Source organism: Pseudomonas sp. Pseusp3, assembly GCF_047304225.1.
GTDB classification, from domain to species: domain Bacteria; phylum Pseudomonadota; class Gammaproteobacteria; order Pseudomonadales; family Pseudomonadaceae; genus Aquipseudomonas; species Aquipseudomonas fluorescens_CD.
This window is the reverse complement of sequence record NZ_JBGLYV010000064.1, coordinates 1-23,483: the sequence shown is the minus strand read 5'-3', so window position 1 is coordinate 23,483 and position 23,483 is coordinate 1. Positions and strand designations below refer to the sequence as shown.

General features: G+C 61.6%; 14 protein-coding genes. 4 read left to right on the top strand and 10 right to left on the bottom strand.

Features of this window, described 5'->3' with window-relative positions:
• The first annotated feature begins 28 nt into the window (after positions 1–28).
• Positions 29–157, top strand: a complete 129-nt coding sequence (locus ACCD00_RS20605) for a PA1414 family protein (protein ID WP_007914492.1) — start codon at positions 29–31, stop codon at positions 155–157.
• Positions 158–273: 116 nt separating this feature from the next.
• On the opposite strand, the gene ACCD00_RS20600 is transcribed toward ACCD00_RS20605, so the two are convergent.
• The 6 genes from ACCD00_RS20600 to speB all read right to left on the bottom strand — a co-directional run bounded on the left by ACCD00_RS20600 (position 274) and on the right by speB (position 5,889).
• The gene (locus ACCD00_RS20600) at positions 274–525 is read right to left on the bottom strand and encodes an acyl carrier protein (RefSeq protein ID WP_413427293.1); all 252 of its coding nucleotides are present in this window, start codon (positions 523–525) and stop codon (positions 274–276) included.
• Positions 526–592: 67 nt separating this feature from the next.
• Positions 593–1,318 (bottom strand): MBL fold metallo-hydrolase, encoded by a 726-nt coding sequence (locus tag ACCD00_RS20595; RefSeq protein ID WP_413427292.1) that lies wholly within the window; start codon positions 1,316–1,318, stop codon positions 593–595.
• A gap of 85 nt (positions 1,319–1,403) precedes the next feature.
• Entirely contained in the window at positions 1,404–2,783 is a 1,380-nt protein-coding gene (locus tag ACCD00_RS20590) for a sodium:solute symporter (RefSeq protein ID WP_413427291.1), read from the bottom strand.
• A gap of 156 nt (positions 2,784–2,939) precedes the next feature.
• Entirely contained in the window at positions 2,940–4,451 is a 1,512-nt protein-coding gene (locus ACCD00_RS20585; protein WP_413427290.1) for a purine-cytosine permease family protein, read from the bottom strand.
• A 55-nt stretch (positions 4,452–4,506) separates the two neighbouring features.
• Positions 4,507–4,929 (bottom strand): YybH family protein, encoded by a 423-nt coding sequence (locus ACCD00_RS20580; protein ID WP_103394650.1) that lies wholly within the window; start codon positions 4,927–4,929, stop codon positions 4,507–4,509.
• A gap of 9 nt (positions 4,930–4,938) precedes the next feature.
• Positions 4,939–5,889, bottom strand: coding sequence for an agmatinase (speB, locus tag ACCD00_RS20575; RefSeq protein WP_413427289.1), 951 nt, complete (start codon positions 5,887–5,889; stop codon positions 4,939–4,941).
• Between the two features lie 369 nt (positions 5,890–6,258).
• Between speB and ACCD00_RS20570 the strand changes: the two genes are divergently transcribed.
• Positions 6,259–7,152, top strand: a complete 894-nt coding sequence (locus tag ACCD00_RS20570) for a LysR family transcriptional regulator (protein ID WP_007972518.1) — start codon at positions 6,259–6,261, stop codon at positions 7,150–7,152.
• A 4-nt stretch (positions 7,153–7,156) separates the two neighbouring features.
• Positions 7,157–7,753 (top strand): tRNA-uridine aminocarboxypropyltransferase, encoded by a 597-nt coding sequence (locus tag ACCD00_RS20565; RefSeq protein WP_413427288.1) that lies wholly within the window; start codon positions 7,157–7,159, stop codon positions 7,751–7,753.
• Positions 7,754–7,900: 147 nt separating this feature from the next.
• Here the strand turns inward: ACCD00_RS20565 and ACCD00_RS20560 are convergent, their stop codons facing one another.
• Genes ACCD00_RS20560 through ACCD00_RS20545 form a run of 4 tightly spaced genes read right to left on the bottom strand, consistent with a single transcriptional unit; the run spans position 7,901 to position 13,269 of the window.
• On the bottom strand, positions 7,901–9,256 hold the full coding sequence (locus ACCD00_RS20560; RefSeq protein ID WP_413427287.1) for an HlyD family type I secretion periplasmic adaptor subunit: 1,356 nt from the start codon (positions 9,254–9,256) through the stop codon (positions 7,901–7,903).
• Positions 9,257–9,265: 9 nt separating this feature from the next.
• Entirely contained in the window at positions 9,266–11,425 is a 2,160-nt protein-coding gene (locus tag ACCD00_RS20555) for a type I secretion system permease/ATPase (protein WP_413427286.1), read from the bottom strand.
• A 16-nt stretch (positions 11,426–11,441) separates the two neighbouring features.
• Positions 11,442–12,800, bottom strand: coding sequence for a TolC family outer membrane protein (locus ACCD00_RS20550; protein WP_413427285.1), 1,359 nt, complete (start codon positions 12,798–12,800; stop codon positions 11,442–11,444).
• 55 nt (positions 12,801–12,855) lie between these two features.
• Positions 12,856–13,269, bottom strand: coding sequence for a hypothetical protein (locus ACCD00_RS20545; RefSeq protein ID WP_413427284.1), 414 nt, complete (start codon positions 13,267–13,269; stop codon positions 12,856–12,858).
• A gap of 118 nt (positions 13,270–13,387) precedes the next feature.
• Here ACCD00_RS20545 and ACCD00_RS20540 point away from each other — a divergent pair.
• Positions 13,388–23,483 (top strand): retention module-containing protein (locus tag ACCD00_RS20540; protein WP_413427283.1); only part of this gene is annotated, 10,096 nt, incomplete at its 3' end.

Below are 23,483 nucleotides of genomic sequence, written 5' to 3'. Positions count from 1 at the left end.
CGCTCGGCACTACCCTGAAGGGGGCACCATGAAAGAGAAAATCCAAAACTGGCTGCATGACCTGGGCGTTGCTCTCGGTTTGATCGAGCCGCCTCTGCAACCCGTGCCTATTCGTACTGATGACGAACAGCGCCGACGCCAGCAGCGTCGCCGGTAAAGCAGATTCCGGATCGCTAGTGAGGGTGGGCTTGTTCCGACAAGCCCCCTCGCCACAGAACAGCATGCTGCCATTCAATCCTGATTGTCAGAGACTGCGCATTTGGCAACCCAGCCTCAATGCCGCCCAATCTCCAGCAAAAACCGGCTCAAATCATTCGCCGTCCTGGCGGATTTCAGTATCCGGTCTTCCTCGGCGGTAAACGCCGTTACACCCAGCTCATCTTCCAGATGGAAGATCAGTTCTTCGATATCTTCCTTATCCAGTCCCAACTGCGCCAGGCTGGCGTTGTCGTCGAAGTCATCCCGGCTTTCCAGCAGGCGGCTGATGTAGCGATGCACGACAGCGCGAACGGCAGCTTTTTTCATGAATGTTCTTCCAGGAGGGGGGGGCTCTTTGTGCCGGTACAGTTCCTGCCGTTGAGTACAGCAGGCTTCAGCCGTGTGAGCGCTGCCATTCGTCAATCATGCTACGCAAGTGCGCACCGGAAAAACTGCCGAAATGTCCGCCATGCACTGTACGGATCGGCAGCGTACGCAAGCGTTGCAGGCTGCGCGCGTAGTCATCGAGGTTGGAGTGGTAGGCGTCTTCGATCAGCGGGCCGTCGTAGATGATGTCGCCGCTGAACAAGGTCTCGGTGGCGGCTTCGTACAGGCAGATGCCCCCCGGCGAGTGTCCCGGCGTGTGCACGACTTGCAACACACGGTTGCCCAGGTCCAGCACATCTCCATCTTCGATAATCCCCGTGGCTGGTGCGGCTCTGACCCGGTATTCGGCGTAGCACAGCGGGCAATCCGGGTGGGCTTCGAACATGTCGTCGCCGACAAAGGCCTTGCTCAAGTCGTTGTCGCCATCCGGTGCGGCCAGAATGTCCGCTTCGGCCGGATGCACCAGCCGTTCAGCGAACTCATGATGACCGGCGATGTGATCGAAATGGCAGTGGCTGGCCACGGCCACCAGCGGCCGCTCGGTGATCCACGGCAGTTGCTCGCGCAGGCTGACCAGGCCCGAGCCACTGTCCAGCAGCAGGTCCTTGTCACGGCCCTGGATGTGCCAGAGGTTGCAGCGGTAGAAGGGGCGGATGTACGGCTCGTGGATCAAGCGGATGCCGTCGCTGAGCGATTTCACTTCGAACCACTGGTCACGAGAAACAATTTTCATAAAACGTTTTCTCCAGACGAAAAAAAACGGGTGTGGCAACCGACGCCACACCCGTCGAAGAAAGCATCAAGTCGTTATGTTCAGCTTAGGCCGCGCTGGCCACTGCTACCGGGCGGCGGGACATCAGGCTCACTACCACGAAACTCACCAGGCCTACACCGAGGCTGTAGTAGATCGGGGTGTTGGCGTCCAGGCCGTCCTTGAACATGAACAGCAGCGCAGTGGCGAACCCCATGCCCATGCTGGCGATGGCGCCGGCGGTGGTGGCGCGTTTCCAGAAGATCGCGCCCATCAGCGGGATCAGCATGCCGCCCACCAACAGGTTGTAGGCCAGGGTCAGGGCGCTGATCACGTCGTTCACGACCAGGGCAATGGCCAGCACCACACAGCCGGTCAACAGGGTGAACAGGCGGTTGATCGCCAGGCTCGACTGTTTACCGCCACGCAGTTTCGGCAGCAGGTCTTCGGTCAGGGTGGTGGCAGCGGCCAGCAGGCCGGCGCTGGCGGTGGACATCATGGCGGCCAGTGCGGCAGCGATCACCAGGCCACGGATACCGTCCGGCAGGGACAGTTTGACGATGGCGGCGAAGGCGTTGTTGACGTTGTCCAGATCCGGGATCAGTACGTGTGCAGCCATGCCGATCAGGGCACAGGCCAGACCGTAGAGGATGCAGTAGATACCGGCAGCGGTACCGGCAACCTGAGCCACCTTGGCGGTCTTGACGGTGAACACCCGTTGCCAGATGTCCTGACCGATCAGGATGCCGAAGAAGTAGATCATGAAGTAGGTGATGATGGTGTCCCAGCCGATGGTGGTGAAGCTGAAGCTCGCCGCCGGCAGTTTCATCACCAATTCATCCCAGCCACCGACGCGGTACAGGCAGATTGGCAACAGGATGAACATCAGGCCTACGGTCTTGATGATGAACTGGACGATGTCGGTCAGGGTCAGGGACCACATGCCGCCAATGGCCGAGTAGATCACCACGACGCCGCCGCCGAGCAATACCGAGATCCAGAACGGCAGGCCGAACAGCACTTGCAGAACGGTGCCGATTGCCAGGATCGAGGTCACGCCGATCATCAGCGCGTAGGCCAGCATGATCACCGCGCTCGCGGAGCGGGCCATCGGGTTGTAGCGCTTTTCCAGCACCTGGGTAACGGTGTAGATCTTCAGTTTCAGCAAAGGTTTGGCGAGGAACAGGTTCAGCGCGACGATCCCGCAACCCAGTGCGGCACACAGCCAGAAACCGGAGATGCCATGTACGTAGCCCAGACGCACGGTGCCCACGGTGGACGCGCCGCCCAGAACGGTGGCAGCCATGGTGCCCATGTACAGGCTTGGGCCGAGGTTACGACCGGCGACCAAAAAGTCTTCGTTGGTCTTGGCCTTGCGCATGCCGTAGTAACCGAGAAGCAGCATCGCGGCGGCGTAGATGAGTACAACGAATAAATCCAAAGCCATTATGGCGTGTCTCCGATTGTCTTTTTTATGTGAGGCTGAAAATCAGTCCCCTTGTAGGAGCGAGCTTGCTCGCGATAGCGGTCTGTCAGTCACATCAAGGGTGGATGTGCTGCTGCCATCGCGAGCAAGCCCGCTCCCACAGGGGTAGTGCGTATATCAGGCGACTTGTTGCATCGCCGGTTTGGCGAGCGAATCCGTGCTCTTGTTGCGAAGGTCGTTCGGGCCGTACACGGCGCTGGCTTCCGGGAACATTTTGAGCAGGACCAGGTAAACCACCGAGGCCAGGCCCAGGGTCACTGGCAGGCTGATGTCGATACCATCGGCCAGGTTGCCCAGGGGGCCGACAAATTGCCCCGGCAGGTTCACAAAGCACAGGCCGACCGCGGCACTCGGGATCCAGGCCCCCATGCCACGCCAGTTCCAGCCGTGGGTGAACCAGTAGCGGCCGCCTTTCTCGCCACGGGTGAACACTTGCAGGTCATCCGGGCAGTAGAAGCCGCGACGGGCCAGCAGGCCGATGATCATGATCACCATCCAGGGGGTGGTGCAGGTGATGATCAGCACGGCGAAGGTCGACACGCTCTGCACCAGGTTCGCCGCGAAGCGCCCGATGAAGATGAAGGCAATCGACATCACACCGATCAGCAGCGTGGCCTTGACCCGCGACAGCACCCGTGGGAACACGCTGGACATGTCCAGGCCTGTGCCGTAGAGCGAGGTGGTGCCGGTGGACATGCCGCCGATCACTGCGATCAGGCACACCGGCAGGAAGAACCAGGTCGGGGATACCGCCAGCAGGCCGCCGACATAGTTGTTGGCGGCGATGTAGTCCGGTGCCTTGATCGCCACGATGGTCGCGGTGGTCAGGCCGAACAGGAACGGAATGAACGTTGCGATCTGCGAAATCACCACCGCCGCCATGATGCGACGCTTGGACGTATCACGCGGAATGTAACGCGACCAGTCGCCGAGGAACGCACCGAAGGAAATCGGGTTGCTCATGGCCACCAGTGCAGCACCGATGAAGGCGGCCCAGAAACCGGGTTGGCCCATGCTGACGGTGCCAGCGTAGTTCGCATCGAAAGGACCGGCAAAGGCGAAGACGCCCAGCAGGAACAGCAGGCTGGCACTCCACACCGCGATCTTGTTGACCCACAGCAGGAAGCGGAAACCATAGATGCACACGGTCAGCACCAGAATCGCGAACAGACCGTAGGCCAGGCCCAGGGTCAGGTCGGTTTCCGGCAGGCCGATCAGGCGTTTGGCGCCACCGATCAGCGCATCACCCGAACTCCACACCGAGAGCGAGAAGAAGGCGATGGCGGTCAACAGCGACAGGAACGAACCGACGATCCGCCCGTGCACGCCAAAGTGCGCACCGGAAGACACGGCGTTGTTCGTGCCGTTGATCGGGCCGAACAGGCCCATTGGCGCGAGGATCAGCGAACCCAGCAGTACGCCCAGCACAATCGCCCAGACGCCCGCCTGGAAAGACAGGCCGAACAGCACCGGGAAACTGCCGAGGACGGCGGTTGCAAAGGTGTTGGAACCACCGAAGATCATCCGGAACAAGTCCGTCGGGCCTGCGGTGCGTTCGTTGTCCGGGATCTGTTCGACCCCGTGGGTTTCAATTTGCGTAAGGCTTTGGTCTTTGTTGTTGTTATTCATGATCAGCTCCGATCATAAAGGCGCGCTCATCGTGCGTGAGCGTCACCTGTGTTGGCTAAGGGGTTGGCAGCCCTTCCGGCATCGCGGACAAATGTTCGTGACAGGCCAGCCATAGGCCTTGTTGTTCTTGGCCAGACGCTTGTTTCTTGAAAACAATCGTCTCGCGCTCCTGGCTAAAGTGCTGCTCCCCTTGCATGCGCAGCTCGGTGGCTACGTCATGGATGAAAATCGCCACGTCACCCTGCAGGCTGACGAAAGCGTTGCTCGAGGTGCAAGAGAGCACCTCGAAGCCATCCTCGGCGCGCCAGCTGTCCCACATCGCCTGATAGGCGTCGCGCGACAGCAGGGGCTGCTCGAGGGTGTAGAAGACGAAGCTGGCATCGGCGCTGAACGCGCCGAAATAGGCTTCGCGATCGTTACGGGCAAAAGCGGACACCAGATCGGCGGCGGCTTTGAGAACCTGATCACGTTCGTTCATGGTCCATCCTCAGCGGTGGACTACGCCAGGCAGTACGCAGAGCATTTCGTACAGCAGGTTGGCGGCCAGCAGCGAGGTGTTACCAGTGGTGTCGTAAGCGGGCGAGACTTCTACCAGATCGCAACCGACCAGGTCGAGGCCTTGGCAGCCACGAACGATCTCGATCGCCTGAATGGTCGTCAGACCGCCGATTTCCGGGGTGCCGGTGCCAGGAGCCCAGGCCGGGTCGATGCCGTCGATATCAAAGCTCAGGTAGACAGGACCGCCACCGACTTTCTCGCGGACTTCAGCCATCAATGGCTCCAGCGACTTGTGCCAGCACTCTTCGGCCTGAACCACACGGAAGCCCTGGTTGCGGCTCCAGTTGAAGTCGTCAGCGGTGTAGCCCTGGGCGCGCAGGCCAATCTGCACGACCCGGTCCGGATCCAGAAGGCCTTCTTCAACGGCGCGACGGAAGGTGGTGCCGTGGGCGATTTTCTCGCCGAACATGTGATCGTTCACATCGGCGTGAGCGTCGATGTGCACCAGGCCGACCTTGCCGTGCTTTTTATGGATGGCACGCAGGATCGGCAGGGTGATGGTGTGGTCGCCGCCCAGGGTCAGGGGGATCACGTTGTGTTCGAGGATGTCGTCGTAGGCTTCTTCGATGATGCGAACGGCGTCCAGCAGGTTGAAGGTGTTGATCGCCACGTCGCCGATGTCGGCAACCGACAGCGAGTCGAACGGTGCAGCGCCGGTGGCCATGTTGTACGGACGGATCATCACCGATTCGGTGCGGATGTCGCGAGGCCCGAAACGGGTGCCAGGGCGCAGCGAGGTACCGATGTCCAGCGGCACGCCTACGAAGGCAGCGTCCAGGCCGGCAGCAGTTTTCAGGTGGGGGAGTCGCATCATGGTGGCGATGCCGCCGAAGCGCGGCATTTCGTTGCCGCCCAGTGGTTGGTGAAGAATCTTGTCCACGGGTAGGGCCTCATCGTCGTTGTTTTATTTATGTCGGTTGCGCCGTTCACGGGAGTACGGGCGAACCTTGTGGCGCCGATTCTGCGAAATGTAGTGGCCGGGAAGAATCGCTACGGGCAAATACTTAGTTCAGATTTTTCTAAACTAATGGATGTGACAGCGATAGACTTCACTCCATGCGCAGACACCCTGATGCCTTTCAGTCCAGGGGTGAACACTGCAATCATTGTGGGAGCGGGCTTGCTCGCGAAGGCGTCATGTCAGTCGGCATTAGTGTGAATAGGCACACCGCTTTCGCGAGCAAGCCCGCTCCCACAGGGATTGTGTTTCCACAGTAGTACTTTGCGCCGCCTTTCGATCGGAGTTCCCATGGCCAACGCTTTACCCGACCTGAAACTATTGCGCATCTTCGTCAGCGTGGTGCGACACCAGGGCTTTGCCAACGCCCAACAGGAGCTCAATCTCTCGACGTCGGCCATCAGCACCTACATGAGCCAGCTCGAAGCGGCCCTCGGCCTGGTGCTCTGCCATCGCGGTCGTGGCGGTTTCAGCCTGACCAGCAAGGGCGAACTGTTCCATCAGGAAACCCTGCGTCTGTTGGGCGAGCTCGAAGGCTTCGAGCAATACGCTGCTGCCCTCAAGGGTGAACTGCGCGGGACCTTGAACCTTGGGGTCATCGACTCCACCGTCAGCGACAAGGCCCTGCCGTTTGCCGAAGCCATCGGTGCCTACAGCCAGGAACACCCGGCCGTGCACTTGCACCTGTCGGTGATGAGCCCCTACGAATTGCAGCTCGGCGTGCAGGACAATCGTCTCGACCTGGCCATCGGCGCGTTTTCCACGCGCATGAGCGGCCTGGTGTACATGCCGCTGTACCGTGAACAACACTGGTTGTATTGCAGCACGCGGCATCCGCTGTTCAACGAGCGGCGCATTCCCGAACAAGTCATCACCCAGCAGCGCATGGTCGGTCGCGGCTACTGGAGCCAGGCCGAACTGGCGCGTCACGGCTTCAAGCACAGTGCCGCGACCGTGGAAAGTATGGAGGCCCAGCTGATTCTGGTGCTGTCCGGCGCCTACATCGGCTACCTGCCGGAACACTACGCCCAGGCTTGGGCCGACAAGGGGGACTTGCGGGTGCTGCTGCCGGCGACCTTCGGCTATCAGGCGCCATTCTCGATGATCGTGCGTCGGGGCCGTAGTCGCGAGCCGTTGATCCAGACGTTTCGCGACTTGCTGAAAGCCCAACTGAACCAGGCCTGAGAAGATGTCCAGAATCCAATGCCCGCGCTGCCTGCGCCCGCAAAGCCACTGCCTGTGCCCATTGATCCCGAGCCTCGACAGCCGCACCCGCGTGTTGCTGTTGCAGCATCCGAGCGAAGTGAACCATGCACTGAATACTGCACGGCTGGCGGCGTTGGGCCTGAACAATGCCGAGTTGATCGTGGGGGAGGTGTTCGAGGATTTGCCGACCTTGTTGAGCCGGCCGGGGTATCGGGCGCGCTTGTTGTTTCCCGGCGAAGAGGCGCAACCGATGCAGGCCTGTGCCGCAACGGACGAGCCGTTGTTGCTGGTCGTCCCGGACGGCACCTGGCGCAAGGCGCGCAAGTTGCTGCACCTCAATCCGCTGCTGGCGGCGTTGCCGAGGGTGACGCTGGCCGAGGGCGGTGTGTCCCGTTATCGCCTGCGCAAGGCGCCGGGACCGGGAGCATTGTCGACGGTGGAGGCGATTGTGCAGGCGCTTGAAACCCTTGAGGCACCGACTTCCTTTGCGCCATTGCTCAGGCCGTTCGAAGCGTTGATCGAGGGGCAGATTGCGGCGATGGGGGAGGAGGTTTTTCAGCGTAATCATGGGCCGAAGTAGGCGTCGTCAATGCCGGCCCCTTCGCGAGCAAGCCCGCTCCCACAGAGGGTTGCGTCGTGCACAAATAAAGTGAACACAACTAAACACTGTGGGAGCGGGCTTGCCCGCGAAGAGGCCGGTTCAATCACTGCAATCTTCGAATAAGGACTACCGCTCCCGCATTGCCTCGGTCCGAGCTTTAAGCACCGGTTTAAGCAAGTAATCGAGCACCGTCTTCTCCCCGGTAATAATGTCCACCGTCGCCACCATCCCCGGGATGATCAGCAGCGGTTTCACGTCCCCGCCCAAATGGTTCTTGTCCGTACGCACCTGAATCAGATAGAAGCTGTTGCCCTTGTCGTCGGTGATGGTGTCGGCGCCGATCAACTCCAGTTTGGCGCTCAGGCCGCCGTAGATCGTGTAGTCGTAGGCACTGAACTTGACCATGGCTTTCTGGCCCGGATGCAGGAATGCAACGTCCTGTGGTCGCACCTTGGCTTCGATCAGCAGGTTGTCTTCCAGCGGCACGATTTCCACCATGTCGCTGCCGGGCTGGACCACGCCACCGATGGTGTTGACCTTCAACACCTTGATGATGCCGTGAACCGGGGAGACCACGGTGGTACGGGTCACGCGGTCGTCGATGGCGATGCTCGATGCTGTGATTTTCGACAGATCGGTGCGCTTCTCATTCAGCTCTTTGGCGGCTTCCGAACGGAAGGTCTGTTCCGACTCGTCGATCTTGCTTTTGATCTCGTTGATTGCCGATTCCGCCCGGGGAATCGCCAGGGTGGTGGCGTTCAGTGAGCCGCGAATCTCCACCGCGCTACGTTTGAGGCGCAGGATCTCCACCGGTGATACCGCGCCGGTGCCCACCAGTGGTGCGGACATGTTCATCTCTTGCTGCAACAACGCCAGGCTTGAACTGAACTGCCCCTGTTTCGAGCGAAATTCTGCCAGCTCCTGGGTTTTTTGCCGAAGTTGTTCGGTCAGGGTGCGCTGTTCGCTGGCCAGTCGGCGTTGCCGCTGTTCGTACAGGGAACGCTCGTCTTCAGCCACTTGCGGAGCCTTGGCGATCACTTCTTCCGACAGCTTGAACGGCCGGCCTTCGGCTTCGGCAGAAAGCCGTTCGACCTGCGCGGTCAACGCGTATCGGTCGGCTTCACTTTCGCCCTTGTTCGACAGGTAGCGCGTGTCATCCAGGCGCAGCAAGGTGTCGCCCTTGTTCACCATTTGTCCTTCACGAATGAAAATTTCAGTGACGATGCCGCCCTCCAGGTTCTGGATCACCTGGACTTTGCTCGACGGAATCGCCTTGCCTTCACCCATGGTCACTTCCTGCAGCACGGCGAACCTGGCCCAGACCAGTGCGCTGGCCAACAACGCGGCGGCCAGCCACACGGTGATTCGCGACCAGCGCGGTGAGTCCTGCACCGAGGCGCCGGCGGTTTCCGGCATGAACTCGGTTTCGGCACTTTTGTTGAAACTGTCGAAGTAGCCACGGGAACCCTGATCGGCAGACATGGACGACTCCTAGACCGCCGCAGAGCCGACACGGCCCTTGCGCAGTGCATCGATGACCGCTTCTTTCGGACCGTCGGCGACAATCCGTCCGTTGTCCAGCACCACCAGGCGATCCACCAGGCTCAGCATCGAGGTGCGGTGGGTCACCAGCAGGAGGGTTTTGCCCTGGACCCAGCCGTGGAGTTTTTTCCTCAGGACGTCTTCGCTGCTGTTGTCCATGGCACTGGTGGGCTCGTCGAGCAGCATGATCGGCGGGTCGAGCAACATGGAACGGGCCATCAACACTGCCTGGCGCTGGCCGCCGGACAGCAGTTGCCCACGTTCGCCCACGGGCCGGTCGAAACCTTGCGGGTGTTGCCGGGCCAGTTCGGTGACGCCGGTCATTTCCGCCACTTCGAGCATGCGTGAGTCGCTGATATAGCGCGCGCCGAGGGTCAGGTTGTCGCGCAGGCTGCCGGCCAGCAACGGCAGGTCGTGGGCGACGTAACCGATTTGATGGCGCAGGTCGGCGACATCCAGTTGCCGCAGGTCCAGGCCATCGAGCAGCAACTGGCCTTGATCCGGTTCATAGAACCCCATCACCAGTCGCGCCAGGGTGCTTTTGCCTGAGCCGCTGCGGCCGATGATGCCGACGCGCTCACCGGCTTTCACACTGAAGCCGACATTGGCCAGGGCGGGAGAGCTCTGGCCGTTGTAGTGGAAGGTCACGCTGACAACATCCAGCGCGCCTTGCAGTTGGGTGCGCTCCAGCGGCCGCTGTCTGGCGTCGCGCTCCTGGGGCAGGCCCATCAGTGCATCGGTGCTTTTCATGGTCAGTTGCGCTTGCTGGTAGCGCGTGATCAGGCCGGCGATTTGCCCCAGTGGCGCCAATACGCGGCTACCGAGCATGTAGCTGGCCACCAGGGCGCCGACGCTGAGGTTGCCGGCGATGATGCTGTAGACCCCGGCGACGATGGTCGCCATGCCGGACAACTGCTGGATGAACAAGGTGCCGTTGGTGGCCAGGGCCGACAAGTTACGCGCATGGCTGTCGAGGCGGGTGAGGGCGCCGTGGGTGCTTTCCCATTTGTGCTGGCGCTCGCTTTCGGCGCTGCAGGCCTTGAGGGTTTCCAGGCCGCTGAGGGTTTCGATCAGCAACGCCTGGCGTTCGGCGCCGAGGCTGAGGCTTTTCTGTACGGTGTCGCGCAGGCGGACCTGGATCACCATGGCGAAGATGATGGTGATGGGAAACGCCAGTATCGGGATCACCACCAGCCAGCCTCCGAGCAGGCCGATCACCAGCATCATCAGCAGGCAGAAGGGCAGGTCGATCAGGCTGGTGAGGGTCACGGCGGTGAGAAACTCCCGCAGGCCCTGGAAGTCATGAATGCTTTGGGCAAAGCCCCCGATGGTCGCCGGTCGCGCTTTCATTGCCATACCGGTGATGCGCTCAAACAGGGTGGCCGACAGGATCACGTCGGTTTTCTTGCCGGCGGTATCCAGCAAGTGCGCGCGCACGACCCGCAGCACCAGTTCGAAAGCGGTGCCGATCAACAGACCGATCGCCAGCACCCACAAGGTCGACGTGGCCTGGTTCGGCACTACGCGGTCGTAGGTCTGCATCACGAACAGCGGCACCATCAGCCCCAGCAGGTTGATCAGGAAACTCGCCAGAATCGCGTCGCTATACAGCCATTTCGACAGCTTCAGCGTATCGCGAAACCAGGCCTGCACCCGGGGCACCAGCGGCGAGCGCAAGTCTTCGAGTTCGTGGCGCGGGCGGGCAAACAGCGCCTGGCCACTGTAGTGTTCGGCCAGTTCCTCAGGGCTGAGCCATTGTTCGCCACCGTCGGCTTCGCTGGGCAGGATAAGCACCTTGCCATCCTCGCCATAACGGCGCAGGACGGCCGTGCGGCCGTTGTTGAGCAACAGCAGCACGGGCAGGTTGAGCGCGGAGATGTCCTTGAGGTCACGGCGCAGCAAGCGCGCCTGCAAACCGGCCCGGGCCGCTGCACGGGGCAGCAGATCCAGGCTCAGGCGTTGGTGTGCCATGGGGAGCCCGGCACTCAGGCTGGCGCGACTGACCGTCGCGCCGTGGAGTTTGCAGAGGATCACCAGACCGTCCAGAAGCGGGTCATCGAAGCTCAGGCGCGGATCGATACCGGTGTTGCCGGTCTCCATGCTGGTCATTGAACCCTCCCGTGCACTACTTCATTTCAGGCAGACGCGCTTCGTTTTTCACTTCGGTCTGGGCGATCGCGTCGGCGGGCAGTACAACGCGTTGTTTGCTCAACAACTGGCCCATGTTCGCCAACACGCGGTACATCGAAAACTCTTCGGTGTAGCGCACTTCGGTGTAGCGACGGTTGGCGTTGTAGAGTTCGTTTTCACTGTCGAGCAGGTCCAGCAGGGTCCGTTGACCGAGGCCGAACTGATCCTGGTAGGCCATGCGTACGCGCTTGCTGGTGTCGGCGTATTCACGGGCGGTCGGGGTTTGTTTCTTGGCATTGACCATGGCATTCCAGGCCAGGTGAATGTTCTCGTTGAGCTGGCGCAGGGCATTGTTACGGATGTCCATGGCCTGGTTGATCTTGTGTGAGTCGGAGGCCAGGCGCGCCTTGTCGCTGCCGCCGCGGAACAGGTTGTAGTTCATCACCACGCCGACCCGCCATTCGTTGTCATGGCCTTCATCGCCCTGCACGTTGTTGTTCGCGCCCACTGCCGCCTCGGCGTCGAGACGCGGGTAGAACGGCGACTTGGCGACTTCGTACTGGCTTTCGGCCGATTGCACGTCGGCCTGGGCGGATTTCAGGTAAGGGTTGTTTTCCACCATGCTCTGCTGGGCTTCGGGCAAGGAGGCAGGGACTTCGCCGCGAATCGATGGCGGGGTTTCGAGTTCATCGGGCATACGCCCTACAACGGCGTAAAAGTTCGACTCGGCGTCAGCCAGATCCACTTCGGCGGTGTCGAGGTTGTTTTCCGCCAGTGCCCGGCGAGCCGTGGACTGGTCGGCATCGGCGTTGCTGCCCACGCCGCGCTGGGTGCGCAGGCCGATCTGGTCATTGACCCGCAAGTGCGCTTGCAGGTTGTTTTTGGCCAGTGTCACCAGTTCGCGGCGCTTGAGCACTTCGAGGTAAACCTCGGTGGTGCGCAGGGCCAGATCCTGAGCCGTACCCTGAGCGTAATAGGCTCGCGAGTTGACCACGCCCTGGGTGCGTCCGACTTCATTGGCGGTGTTGAACCCGTCAAAGAGCATTTGCCGCAGGCGCAATTCCGACTGGGTGTAGTTGAGGGTTTCGGTGTGGTGATTGCCGAACGCCCGGGTATTGGTGTTATCGCTATACGCGCGCCCGTAGGCGGCATTCAGATCAACCGATGGATAAAAGCCCCCTTTGGCGACCTTCACGTCCTCATCCGCCGACAGGCGGCTGTCCACCCGTGATGCCAGCTCCGGATGGGTCGCGATTGTGCTCTGGATCGCTTCGGTCAGCGTCATGGCCTGAGCCTGGGACGAGCAGGCCATGGCCAAAAGAACCGCGCTGCAGAGGGGGGTTAATAGGCGCATGTACATCTCCCTGATTGCTGATGGTGCTTATCAATCGCCAATTATTTGACGATATTTATAGGTAAAGTTGTTTCATGTCTTTAACAAAAGAGCTAAGAACATTCTGGAGCGTAGCTAAGAAATTTTTTTCATAACGACTATGCAAAAAAAAACTTATGCGCTCTGCGAAATCCAGCACATTGTTCAATGCGAAAGCCCTTGTTTTATGGGCGCTAGGGCGCTTGTCGGGGTTTGAAGAAAATTCCAATCCACTTATCGACATAGGGCGGAGAAGTGCTGGAGGGGAGGGACGCGAGCGATCTGGTGGCGACGGTTTTTTGTCACTTGAGTGATTCAGGATCGCTACGCATCGCTCACAGGCAACGTTGTTGCGCACAGGGATCCGATGCCATTGATTGCAGAGGGTTTTTCCCAAAATCGTAAACAGCGCCGTGAGCGACTGGCTGGGCGAGATCGTTGCCAGGGCCACGGCTTACTCAAGTAAACCGGTACCCGGAACACGATCCGCCAGACAACCCGTTTGAGCCATGAGCATGTTCTTCGCGCAAACAAGGTGCCGACAGCGGTTGGCAGCGGAGGAAGTGCACATGGCTACGCTCATCGGCATCGTCAGTAAGGTTATCGGTCAGGTGTTCGCGGTCGCGAGCGACGGCACCCGGCGTACTTTGGTCGAGGGGGATCGGCTGTTCGCCGGCGACCAACTGAGCACTGGCGCTGAAGGCGCGGTGGCGGTGCACCTGCAAAATGGCCAGGAGCTGACCCTCGGGCGCGGCAGCAGCATGCAGATGACACCGCAGCTGCTCGCCAATCAGATTCCCCATGTGGACTCGCATGAAGCGGCGACGCCGAGCGAAGCGCAACTGACGGATGTCGAACAGCTGCAAAAAGCCATTGCGGCGGGCGACGACCCGACCCAGAGCGCTGAAGCTACCGCTGCCGGACCTGCCACGACTACCGGTGTACCGGGCGGCATCCAGGGCAGTGGTCATAGTTTCGTCATGCTCGAAGAGGTGGGCGGGCGAGTCGACCCAATCATTGGTTTCCCCACTGCCGGTTTCAATGGCATTCCCGAACTTCCCGAAGAACGCCTGAACGCTAATCCGGACAACAACGTTGTAGAGGCCGCTGCCCCTGTGGTGCCGCCAGTGACGCCAGAGGTTCCGAACAATCCGGTCAGCCTCGACGGTCTGTCGGCGCAGAATGGCGAGCTGACCGTCAATGAGGCCAACCTGGCCGACGGATCGGCGAGCAACCCAGGCGCGCTGACCCAAAGCGGCGCCTTTACCGTCAATGCGCCCGACGGGCTGGCCAGCCTCAGCATCGGCGGCATCAACGTGATCAGCGGCGGCGTGCCGGCAGGTATTCCACAGTCGATCACCACCCCGTTGGGCAGCACCTTGACCATCACCGGTTACAACCCGGCGACCGGTGTGGTCAGTTACAGCTACACCCTCAACGGTGCCGAAACCCATGCAAGCGGCGAGGGTGCCAATAGTCTCGGCGAACACATCACTGTGGTGGCCAACGACAGCAATGGCGACACCACCACCGGTTCGCTGGATATCAACATAACCGACGACGTGCCCAAAGCGGTCGACGACAGCAATGGCACGGCCTCGGAAACCCTGCTGACCCTCAATGGCAACGTGCTGAGCAACGACGTGCAAGGCGCCGACCGGGTAACGCTCGGCGAAAACAGCGGCCCGATCACCCCCGGCACCTTCACCGGGACTTACGGCACTTTGGTGCTCAACGCCAACGGTACCTACACCTACACGCTGAACATCAGCGATGCCGACTTCAAGGCCCTGCACGGCGGCGGCAGTGCGACAGAGACCTTCACCTATACGCTGACGGATGCCGACGGCGACAGCAGCACGGCCAACCTGGTGCTGCAGATTCATAACAACGACGATTCGGTGACGGTTGGTGGATTGAACGTCGAGGGTGGCGAGTTGACCGTCTTCGAGAAAAACCTCAGCGACGGCAGCAGCCCGGATACACCGGCCCTGACCCAGAGCGGCACCTTTACCGTCACCGCGCTGGACGGTGTGACCACCCTGAGCGTCGGCGGCATCGCCGTGGTCACTGGCGGTGTGGCCGCGGGCTTCCCGCAATCGATCACCACGCCATTGGGCAGCACGCTGACCATCACCGGCTTCAACGCCGCGACCGGCGTGGTCAGCTACAGCTACACCCTCAACGATAACGAAGCGCACCCGACGGCCAACGGCGCCAACAGCCTGCCTGAGCAGTTCGCCGTGACCGTGGTCGATGACAACGGCACCACCGCCACCGGCTCACTGGACGTGAGCATCGTCGACGACCTGCCAAAAGGCGTGGACGACAGCAACGCCAGCACCGCTTCGGAAAGCCTGCTGACCCTCAACGGCAACGTGCTGAGCAACGACGTGCAAGGCGCGGACCGGGTGACAGTGGGCGAAAACACCGGTCCGATCACCCCCGGCACTTTCACCGGCACCTACGGCACCCTGGTGCTGAATGCCAATGGCACCTACACCTACACGCTTAATACCAGCGATGCCGACTTCAAGGCCTTGCACGGCGGCGGCAGTGCGACGGAGACCTTCACCTATACGCTGACGGATGCCGACGGCGACAGCAGCACGGCCAACCTGGTGCTGCAGATCCACAACAACGACGACTCGGTGACGGTTGGTGGTTTGAACGTTGAGGGCGGCGAATTGACCGTCTTCGAGAAAAACCTCAGCGACGGTAGCAGCCCCGACGCACCGGCCCTGACCCAGAGCGGCACCTTTACCGTCACCGCGCTGGACGGTGTGACCACCCTGAGCGTCGGCGGCATCGCCGTGGTCACTGGCGGTGTGGCCGCCGGCTTCCCGCAATCGATCACCACGCCATTGGGCAGCACGCTGACCATCACCGGCTTCAACGCCGCGACCGGCGTGGTCAGCTACAGCTACACCCTCAACGATAACGAAGCGCACCCGACGGCCAACGGCGCCAACAGCCTGCCCGAACAGTTCGCCGTGACCGTGGTCGACGACAACGGCACCACCACCACCGGTTCACTCGACGTGAACATCGTCGACGACTTGCCGAAGGGTGTGGACGACAGCAACGCCAGCACCGCCTCGGAAACCCTGCTGACCCTCAATGGCAACGTGCTGAGCAACGACGTGCAGGGCGCCGACCGGGTAACGCTCGGCGAAAACGCCGGCCCGATCACCCCCGGCACTTTCACCGGCACCTACGGCACCCTGGTGCTCAACGCCAACGGCACTTACACCTACACCCTCACCACCAGCGATGCCGACTTCAAGGCCCTGCACGGTGGCGGCAGTGCGACGGAGACCTTCACCTATACGCTGACGGATGCCGATGGCGACAGCAGCACGGCCAACCTGGTGCTGCAGATCCACAACAACGATGACCCGGTCACGATTGGCGGTTTGAACGTCGAGGGGGGCGAGTTGACCGTCTTCGAGAAAAACCTCAGCGACGGCAGTGCACCGGATGCCGCGGCGCTGATCCAGAATGGCACCTTCACCGTCACTGCCCTGGACGGTGTAACGACCCTGAGCGTCGGCGGCATCGCCGTGGTCAGCGGCGGCGTGGCGGCCGGCTTCCCGCAATCGATCACCACCCCGCTGGGCAGCACGCTGACCATCACCGGCTTCAACGCCGCAACCGGCGTGGTCAGCTACAGCTACACCCTCAACGATAACGAAGCGCATCCGACGGCCAATGGCGCGAACACTTTGCCTGAGCAGTTCGCCGTGACCGTGGTCGATGACAACGGCACCACCACGACCGGTTCGCTGGACGTCAACATCGTCGACGACCTGCCGAAGGGGATGGACGACAGCAACGCCAGTACCGCCTCGGAAACCCTGCTGACCCTCAACGGCAACGTGCTGAGCAACGACGTGCAAGGCGCCGACCGGGTAACGCTCGGCGAAAACGCCGGCCCGATCACCCCCGGGACCTTCACCGGCACCTACGGCACCCTGGTGCTCAATGCCAACGGCACTTACACCTACACGCTGAACCCCAACGATGCGGATTTCAAAGCCCTGCACGGCGGTGGCGACGGCACCGAAACCTTCACCTACACCCTCACCGATTCGGACGGCGATACCAGCACCGCGAATCTGGTGCTGAACATCTACAACAACGATGATCCGGTGCTCCTCAACGGCCTCAACGTGTATGGCGGCGAGCTGACGGTCTACGAGAAAAACCTGAGCGACGGCAGCAGCCCGGACGCACCAGCCCTGACCCAGAGCGGGACCTTCACGGTGACCGCCCTCGATGGCCTGCAAACCCTGACTGTCGGCGGCATCGCCGTGGTCAGCGGTGGCGTGGCCGCCGGCTTCCCGCAATCGATCACCACGCCATTGGGCAGCACGCTGACCGTTACCGGGTTCAACGCCGCGACCGGTGTGGTGAGCTACAGCTACACCCTCAACGATAACGAAGCCCATCCAACGGCTAACGGCGCCAACAGCCTCACCGAGAACTTCAACGTTGTGGCCACCGATACGGACGGCGACAGTTCGACCGGGCAGATCAACGTCAACATCATCGACGACCTGCCCAAAGGCGTGTACGACAGCAACGCCAGTACCGCCTCGGAAACCCTCCTGACCCTCAATGGCAACGTGCTGAGCAATGATGTGCAAGGCGCCGACCGGGTAACGCTCGGCGAAAACAGCGGCCCGATCACCCCCGGCACTTTCACCGGCACCTACGGCACCCTGGTACTGAATGCCAATGGCACCTACATCTACACACTGAACACCAGCGATGCCGACTTCAAAGCCCTGCACGGTGGCGGCGACGGCAGCGAAACCTTCACCTACACCCTCACCGATGCGGACGGCGATAGCAGCACGGCCAACCTCGTGCTGCAGATCCACAACAATGATGACTCGATCACGATTGACGGTTTGAACGTCGAGGGCGGCGAACTCACCGTCTTTGAAAAAAACCTCAGCGACGGCAGCAACCCGGACGCACCGGCCCTGACCCGGAGCGGCACCTTTACTGTGACCGCGCTGGACGGAGTGACCACCCTGAGCGTGGGCGGCATCGCCGTGGTCAGCGGCGGTGTGGCGGCGGGTTTCCCGCAATCGGTCACCACCCCGCTGGGCAGCACGCTGACCATCACCGGGTTCAATGCGGCGACTGGTGTGGTGAGCTACAGCTATACACTCAACGACAACGAAGCCCACCCGACCGCCAACGGCGCCAACAGCCTGCCTGAGCAGTTCGCCGTAACCGTGGTCGACAACAACGGCACCACCGCCACGGGTTCACTGGACGTCAACATCGTCGACGACCTGCCCAAAGGCGTGTACGACAGCAATGCTTCAACGGCCTCGGAAACCCTGCTGGCCCTCAGCGGCAACGTGCTGAGCAACGACGTGCAAGGCGCTGACCGGGTAACGGTCGGCGCAAACAGCGGCCCGATCACCCCCGGCACCTTCACCGGCATCTACGGCACTTTGGTGCTGAATGCCAACGGTACCTACATCTACACGCTGAACCCCAACGACACGGACTTCAAAGCCCTGCACGGCGGTGGCAATGGCAGCGAAACCTTCACCTACACCATCACCGACTCGGACGGCGACAGCAGCACCGCCAACCTGGTGCTGAATGTCTACAACAATGATGATCCGGTGGTCCTCAACGGCCTCGACGTGTATGGCGGTGAGCTGACGGTCTACGAAAAAAACCTCAGCGATGGCAGCAGCCCGGATGCACCGGCGCTGACCCAGAGCGGCACGTTTACCGTGACCGCGCTGGACGGCGTGACGACCCTGAGCGTCGGCGGCATTGCCGTGGTCAGCGGTGGCGTGGCCGCCGGCTTCCCGCAATCGGTCACCACCCCGCTGGGCAGCACGTTGACCATCACCGGCTTCAACGCCGTGACCGGTGTGGTGAGCTACAGCTACACCCTCAACGATAACGAAGCGCACCCGACTGCCAACGGCGCCAACAGCCTGCCTGAGCAGTTCGCCGTGACCGTGGTCGACGACAACGGCACCACCGCGACCGGTTCACTGGACGTCAACATCGTCGACGACCTGCCCAAAGGCGTGTACGACAGCAATGGCACGGCCTCGGAAACCCTGCTGACCCTCAGCGGCAACGTGCTGAGCAACGACGTGCAAGGCGCTGACCGGGTAACGGTCGGCGCAAACAGCGGCCCGATCACCCCCGGCACCTTCACCGGGACTTACGGCACTTTGGTGCTGAATGCCAACGGTACCTACACCTACACGCTGAACCCCAGCGATGCCGACTTCAAGGCGTTGCACGGCGGTGGCAACGGCAGCGAAACCTTCACCTACACCATCACCGATGCCGACGGCGACAGCAGCACCGCCAACCTGGTGCTGAATGTCTACAACAACGATGATCCGGTGGTCCTCAACGGCCTCGACGTGTATGGCGGTGAGCTGACGGTCTACGAAAAAAACCTCAGCGACGGCAGCAACCCCAACACGCCGGCCCTGACCCAGAGCGGCACCTTCACCGTCACGGCCCTGGACGGTGTAACGACCCTGAGCGTCGGCGGCATTGCCGTGGTCAGCGGTGGCGTGGCCGCCGGCTTCCCGCAATCGATCACCACCCCGCTGGGCAGCACGTTGACCATCACCGGCTTCAACGCCGTGACCGGTGTCGTGAGCTACAGCTACACCCTCAACGATAACGAAGCGCACCCGACGGCCAACGGCGCCAACACCTTGCCTGAGCAGTTCGCCGTGACCGTGGTCGACGACAACGGCACCACCGCCACCGGTTCACTGGACGTCAACATCGTCGACGACCTGCCCAAAGGCGTGTACGACAGCAACGCCAGTACCGCGTCGGAAACCCTGCTGACCCTCAGCGGCAACGTGCTGAGCAACGACGTGCAAGGCGCCGACCGGGTTGCGCTCGGCGCAAACGCCGGCCCGATCACCCCCGGCACTTTCACCGGCACCTACGGCACCCTGGTGCTGAATGCCAATGGCACCTACACCTATACGCTGAACACCAGCGATGCCGACTTCAAGGCGTTGCACGGCGGTGGCAATGGCAGTGAAACCTTCACCTACACCCTCACCGACTCGGACGGCGACAGCAGCACCGCCAACCTGGTGCTGAATGTCTACAACAATGATGATCCGGTGGTCCTCAACGGCCTCGACGTCTATGGCGGTGAGTTGACGGTCTACGAAAAAAACCTCAGCGATGGCAGCAGCCCAAGCGTGTCGGCCCTGACCCAGAACGGCACCTTCACCGTGACCGCCCTCGATGGCCTGCAAACCCTCACCGTCGGCGGCATTGCCGTGGTCAGCGGTGGCGTGGCCGCCGGCTTCCCGCAGACCGCCGTCACGCCATTGGGCAGCACACTGACCATCACCGGCTTCAACGCCGTGACCGGTGTCGTGAGCTACAGCTACACCCTCAACGATAACGAAGCGCACCCATCTGCCAACGGCGCCAACAGCCTCCCCGAGAGCTTCAACGTCGTCGCCACCGATACGGATGGCGACACGATGACCGGGCAGATCAACGTCAACATCATCGATGACCTGCCGAGCGCCAAACCTGACTCGTCGTCGGTAGTGGAGGGCGGCACCGTCAACATCAGTGTGCTGGGCAACGACGTCAGCGGCGCCGATGGTCCGGCGACGGTGGTCGGCGTGCGCGCCGGAAGCAATACCTCGACGTCGGCGATCGGCGGGCTGGGCAACCAGATCAACGGCACCTATGGCTACCTGACCCTCGATGCCAACGGCAACGCGGTGTATCACAGCAATCAGAATTCGGTCGGCGATGCGGGGGCCACTGATACGTTCACCTACACCGTGCGCGATTCCGATGGCGATGAAAGCACTACCACCATCACCATCGACGTTGCCAATAGCGCTATCAAGGCCAACCCCGATAGCGATGTGACGGTTTACGAAAAGGCCCTCGACCTGAGCAAGGACGGCCAGGACCTGGCAGCGGGTACGGTTACCGGCAGCGACCCGGGCAACACCGGCGAAACCGCGTCCGGCACACTGGTCGGTTCGGTCTCGGGTGGCAGTGGCACGCTCACCTACACCCTGGTCGGCAGCGCCACCGGCACCTACGGGCAGATCCTGCTCAACCCCGACGGCAGCTACACCTACACCCTGACCTCGGCACCAAAAACTTCGCCGAATGCCAACGACGGGCCGAACAGCCTGAGTGAAAGCTTCACCTACAAAGCCACCGATGCGCTGGGTAACAGCAGCACCAGCACAATCGTGGTCAATATTGTCGATGACGTGCCCAAGGCGGTGGCAACGGATCGCTCGGTGGCGGCGGTGGAGATCGACTCCAACCTGCTGATCGTGCTCGACGTCTCCGGCAGCATGGCCGATCCTTCCGGCGTGTCGGGCCTGTCGCGGCTGGATCTGGCCAAGCAGGCCATCAGTGCCTTGCTGGATAAATACGATGACCTGGGCGATGTGAAAGTGCAGCTCGTCACCTTCAGCAGCAGCGCCACCGACAGGACTTCGGTGTGGGTCGATGTCGCGACCGCCAAGACACTGCTGGCCGGCCTCACCGCGAACGGCGGCACCAACTACGACGCGGCCGTGGCGACCATGCAGACCGCGTTCAACACCTCGGGCAAATTGACCGGTGCGCAAAACGTCGGTTACTTCTTTTCCGACGGCAAGCCCACCGCCGGCCAGGAAATCGGCAGCGCCGACGAAACCGCGCTGAAAGCCTTCCTCGATGCCAACAACATCAAGAACTACGCGATCGGCCTGGGCAGCGGCGTGACCAACGCCAACCTCAATCCACTGGCCTATGACGGCAGCAGCCACACCGATACAAATGCGGTGGTGGTGACCGATCTCAACCAGCTCAACTCGGTGCTGTCCGGCACTGTAATCGGCGCGCCGGTGACCGGTTCGCTACTGGGCGAGGGCGGTTCATTCGGCGCCGATGGCGGCTTCATCAAAACCATCACGGTGGACGGCACCACGTACACCTACGATCCAAGCGGCAACAGCAATCAGGGCTCGCTGAACTTCAGCGGCGGGCCCAACCACGGCACCTTCAACACCGTGGACAACACGTTGAGCATTGCCACCAACAACAGCGGTACCTTGCAGATCAATCTCGACACCGGTGAATACGCCTACATTTCGCAGAAAACCACGTCGGTGTTGATCACCGAAAACATCGGATTTACCGCCAGCGACAACGACGGTGACCTGGCCAGTTCCACCCTGACGGTCAAAGTCATACCGAACGCGCCGCCGGTGGCCGCCGATGATAACGTCATCACCAACGTGCTTTCGGGCACCATCGTGGTGCCGGGTGAACTGTTGCTGGCCAACGACACCGACCCCAACGGCGATCAACTCTCGGCGACACCAACCTCGTTCAACACAGGCTGGATAGCGAGGGGCGCGGACTTCACCGGTACCGGCGCGATCAGCTTCGCCGGCACCAACAACAACAGCGCCAACCAGAATCTGTCAGACGTGCGCAATGCCTTTGCGGCTAACACGGCGGCGATGACGGCGGTGCTGGTGGTCAGTGGCTATCTTGGTGCGGTGTCCAACTCCAATGCCAACGATGAAGACCTCATCACAGTCAAGCTGAAACAAGGTGAGACGCTCAACCTCGATCACAACCTGGCGAGCGGACACATCACGATGGAGTATTCGCTCAACGGCGGGGCGTTCGTAAACATCGCCGATGGCGGCACCATCACCGCAAGCGCGGACGGCACTTACCAGATCCACATGACCAACATCACCGACCCCGGTAACGGCAATACGAATGCGGCGGAAAACTATCAGCTGACCATGACCGTCAACTACGCCGGGGCACACGATGTCACCCCGGACTACCACGGCACCTACACCGCCAACGACAACCATGGCGGCAGCGACTCGGCCAACCTGACCATCAGCTATCAGGATGGGCACACCCTCACCGGCACCAGCGGGGATGACATACTGGTGGCGGGCACGGGCAACAACATCATCAATGCCGGCGACGGCAACGATGTGCTCACCGCCGGCTCCGGCAACAACGAGCTGCACGGCGGCGCCGGCAATGATTGGCTCTACAGCGGCCCGGGCAATGACATCCTCGATGGCGGCACAGGCATCGACACGGCCAGTTTCTCTCACGCCACCGCCGGGGTAACCGTCAACCTCAGCCTGGCCGGTGCGCAAAACACCCTCGGCGCAGGCACGGACACCCTGACCGGCATCGAAAACCTGGTCGGGTCGAACTTCAACGACACCCTGACCGGTGACAACAATAACAACGTGATCAACGGCGGCCTGGGCAACGACATCCTCAATGGCGGGGGCGGCGATGACTTGTTGATCGGTGACCTGGGCAACAACACCCTCACCGGCGGGGCAGGGGCCGATACGTTCCAGTGGCTCAAGGGCAACAGTGGCCACGATGTGATCACCGACTTCACGCCCGGCACCGACAAGCTCGACCTGTCGCAGCTGCTGCAAGGGGAAAACGGCACCACGGCTTCGCTGGATGACTACCTGCACTTCACCGTCACCGGCAGCGGCCCATCGACGGTGACCAGCATCGATGTCAGCGCCATGGCCGGCGCCGCGCCGAATCAGACCATCGACCTCGCTGGTGTCAACCTCGCCAGCCATTACGGTGTAACGCCGGGGG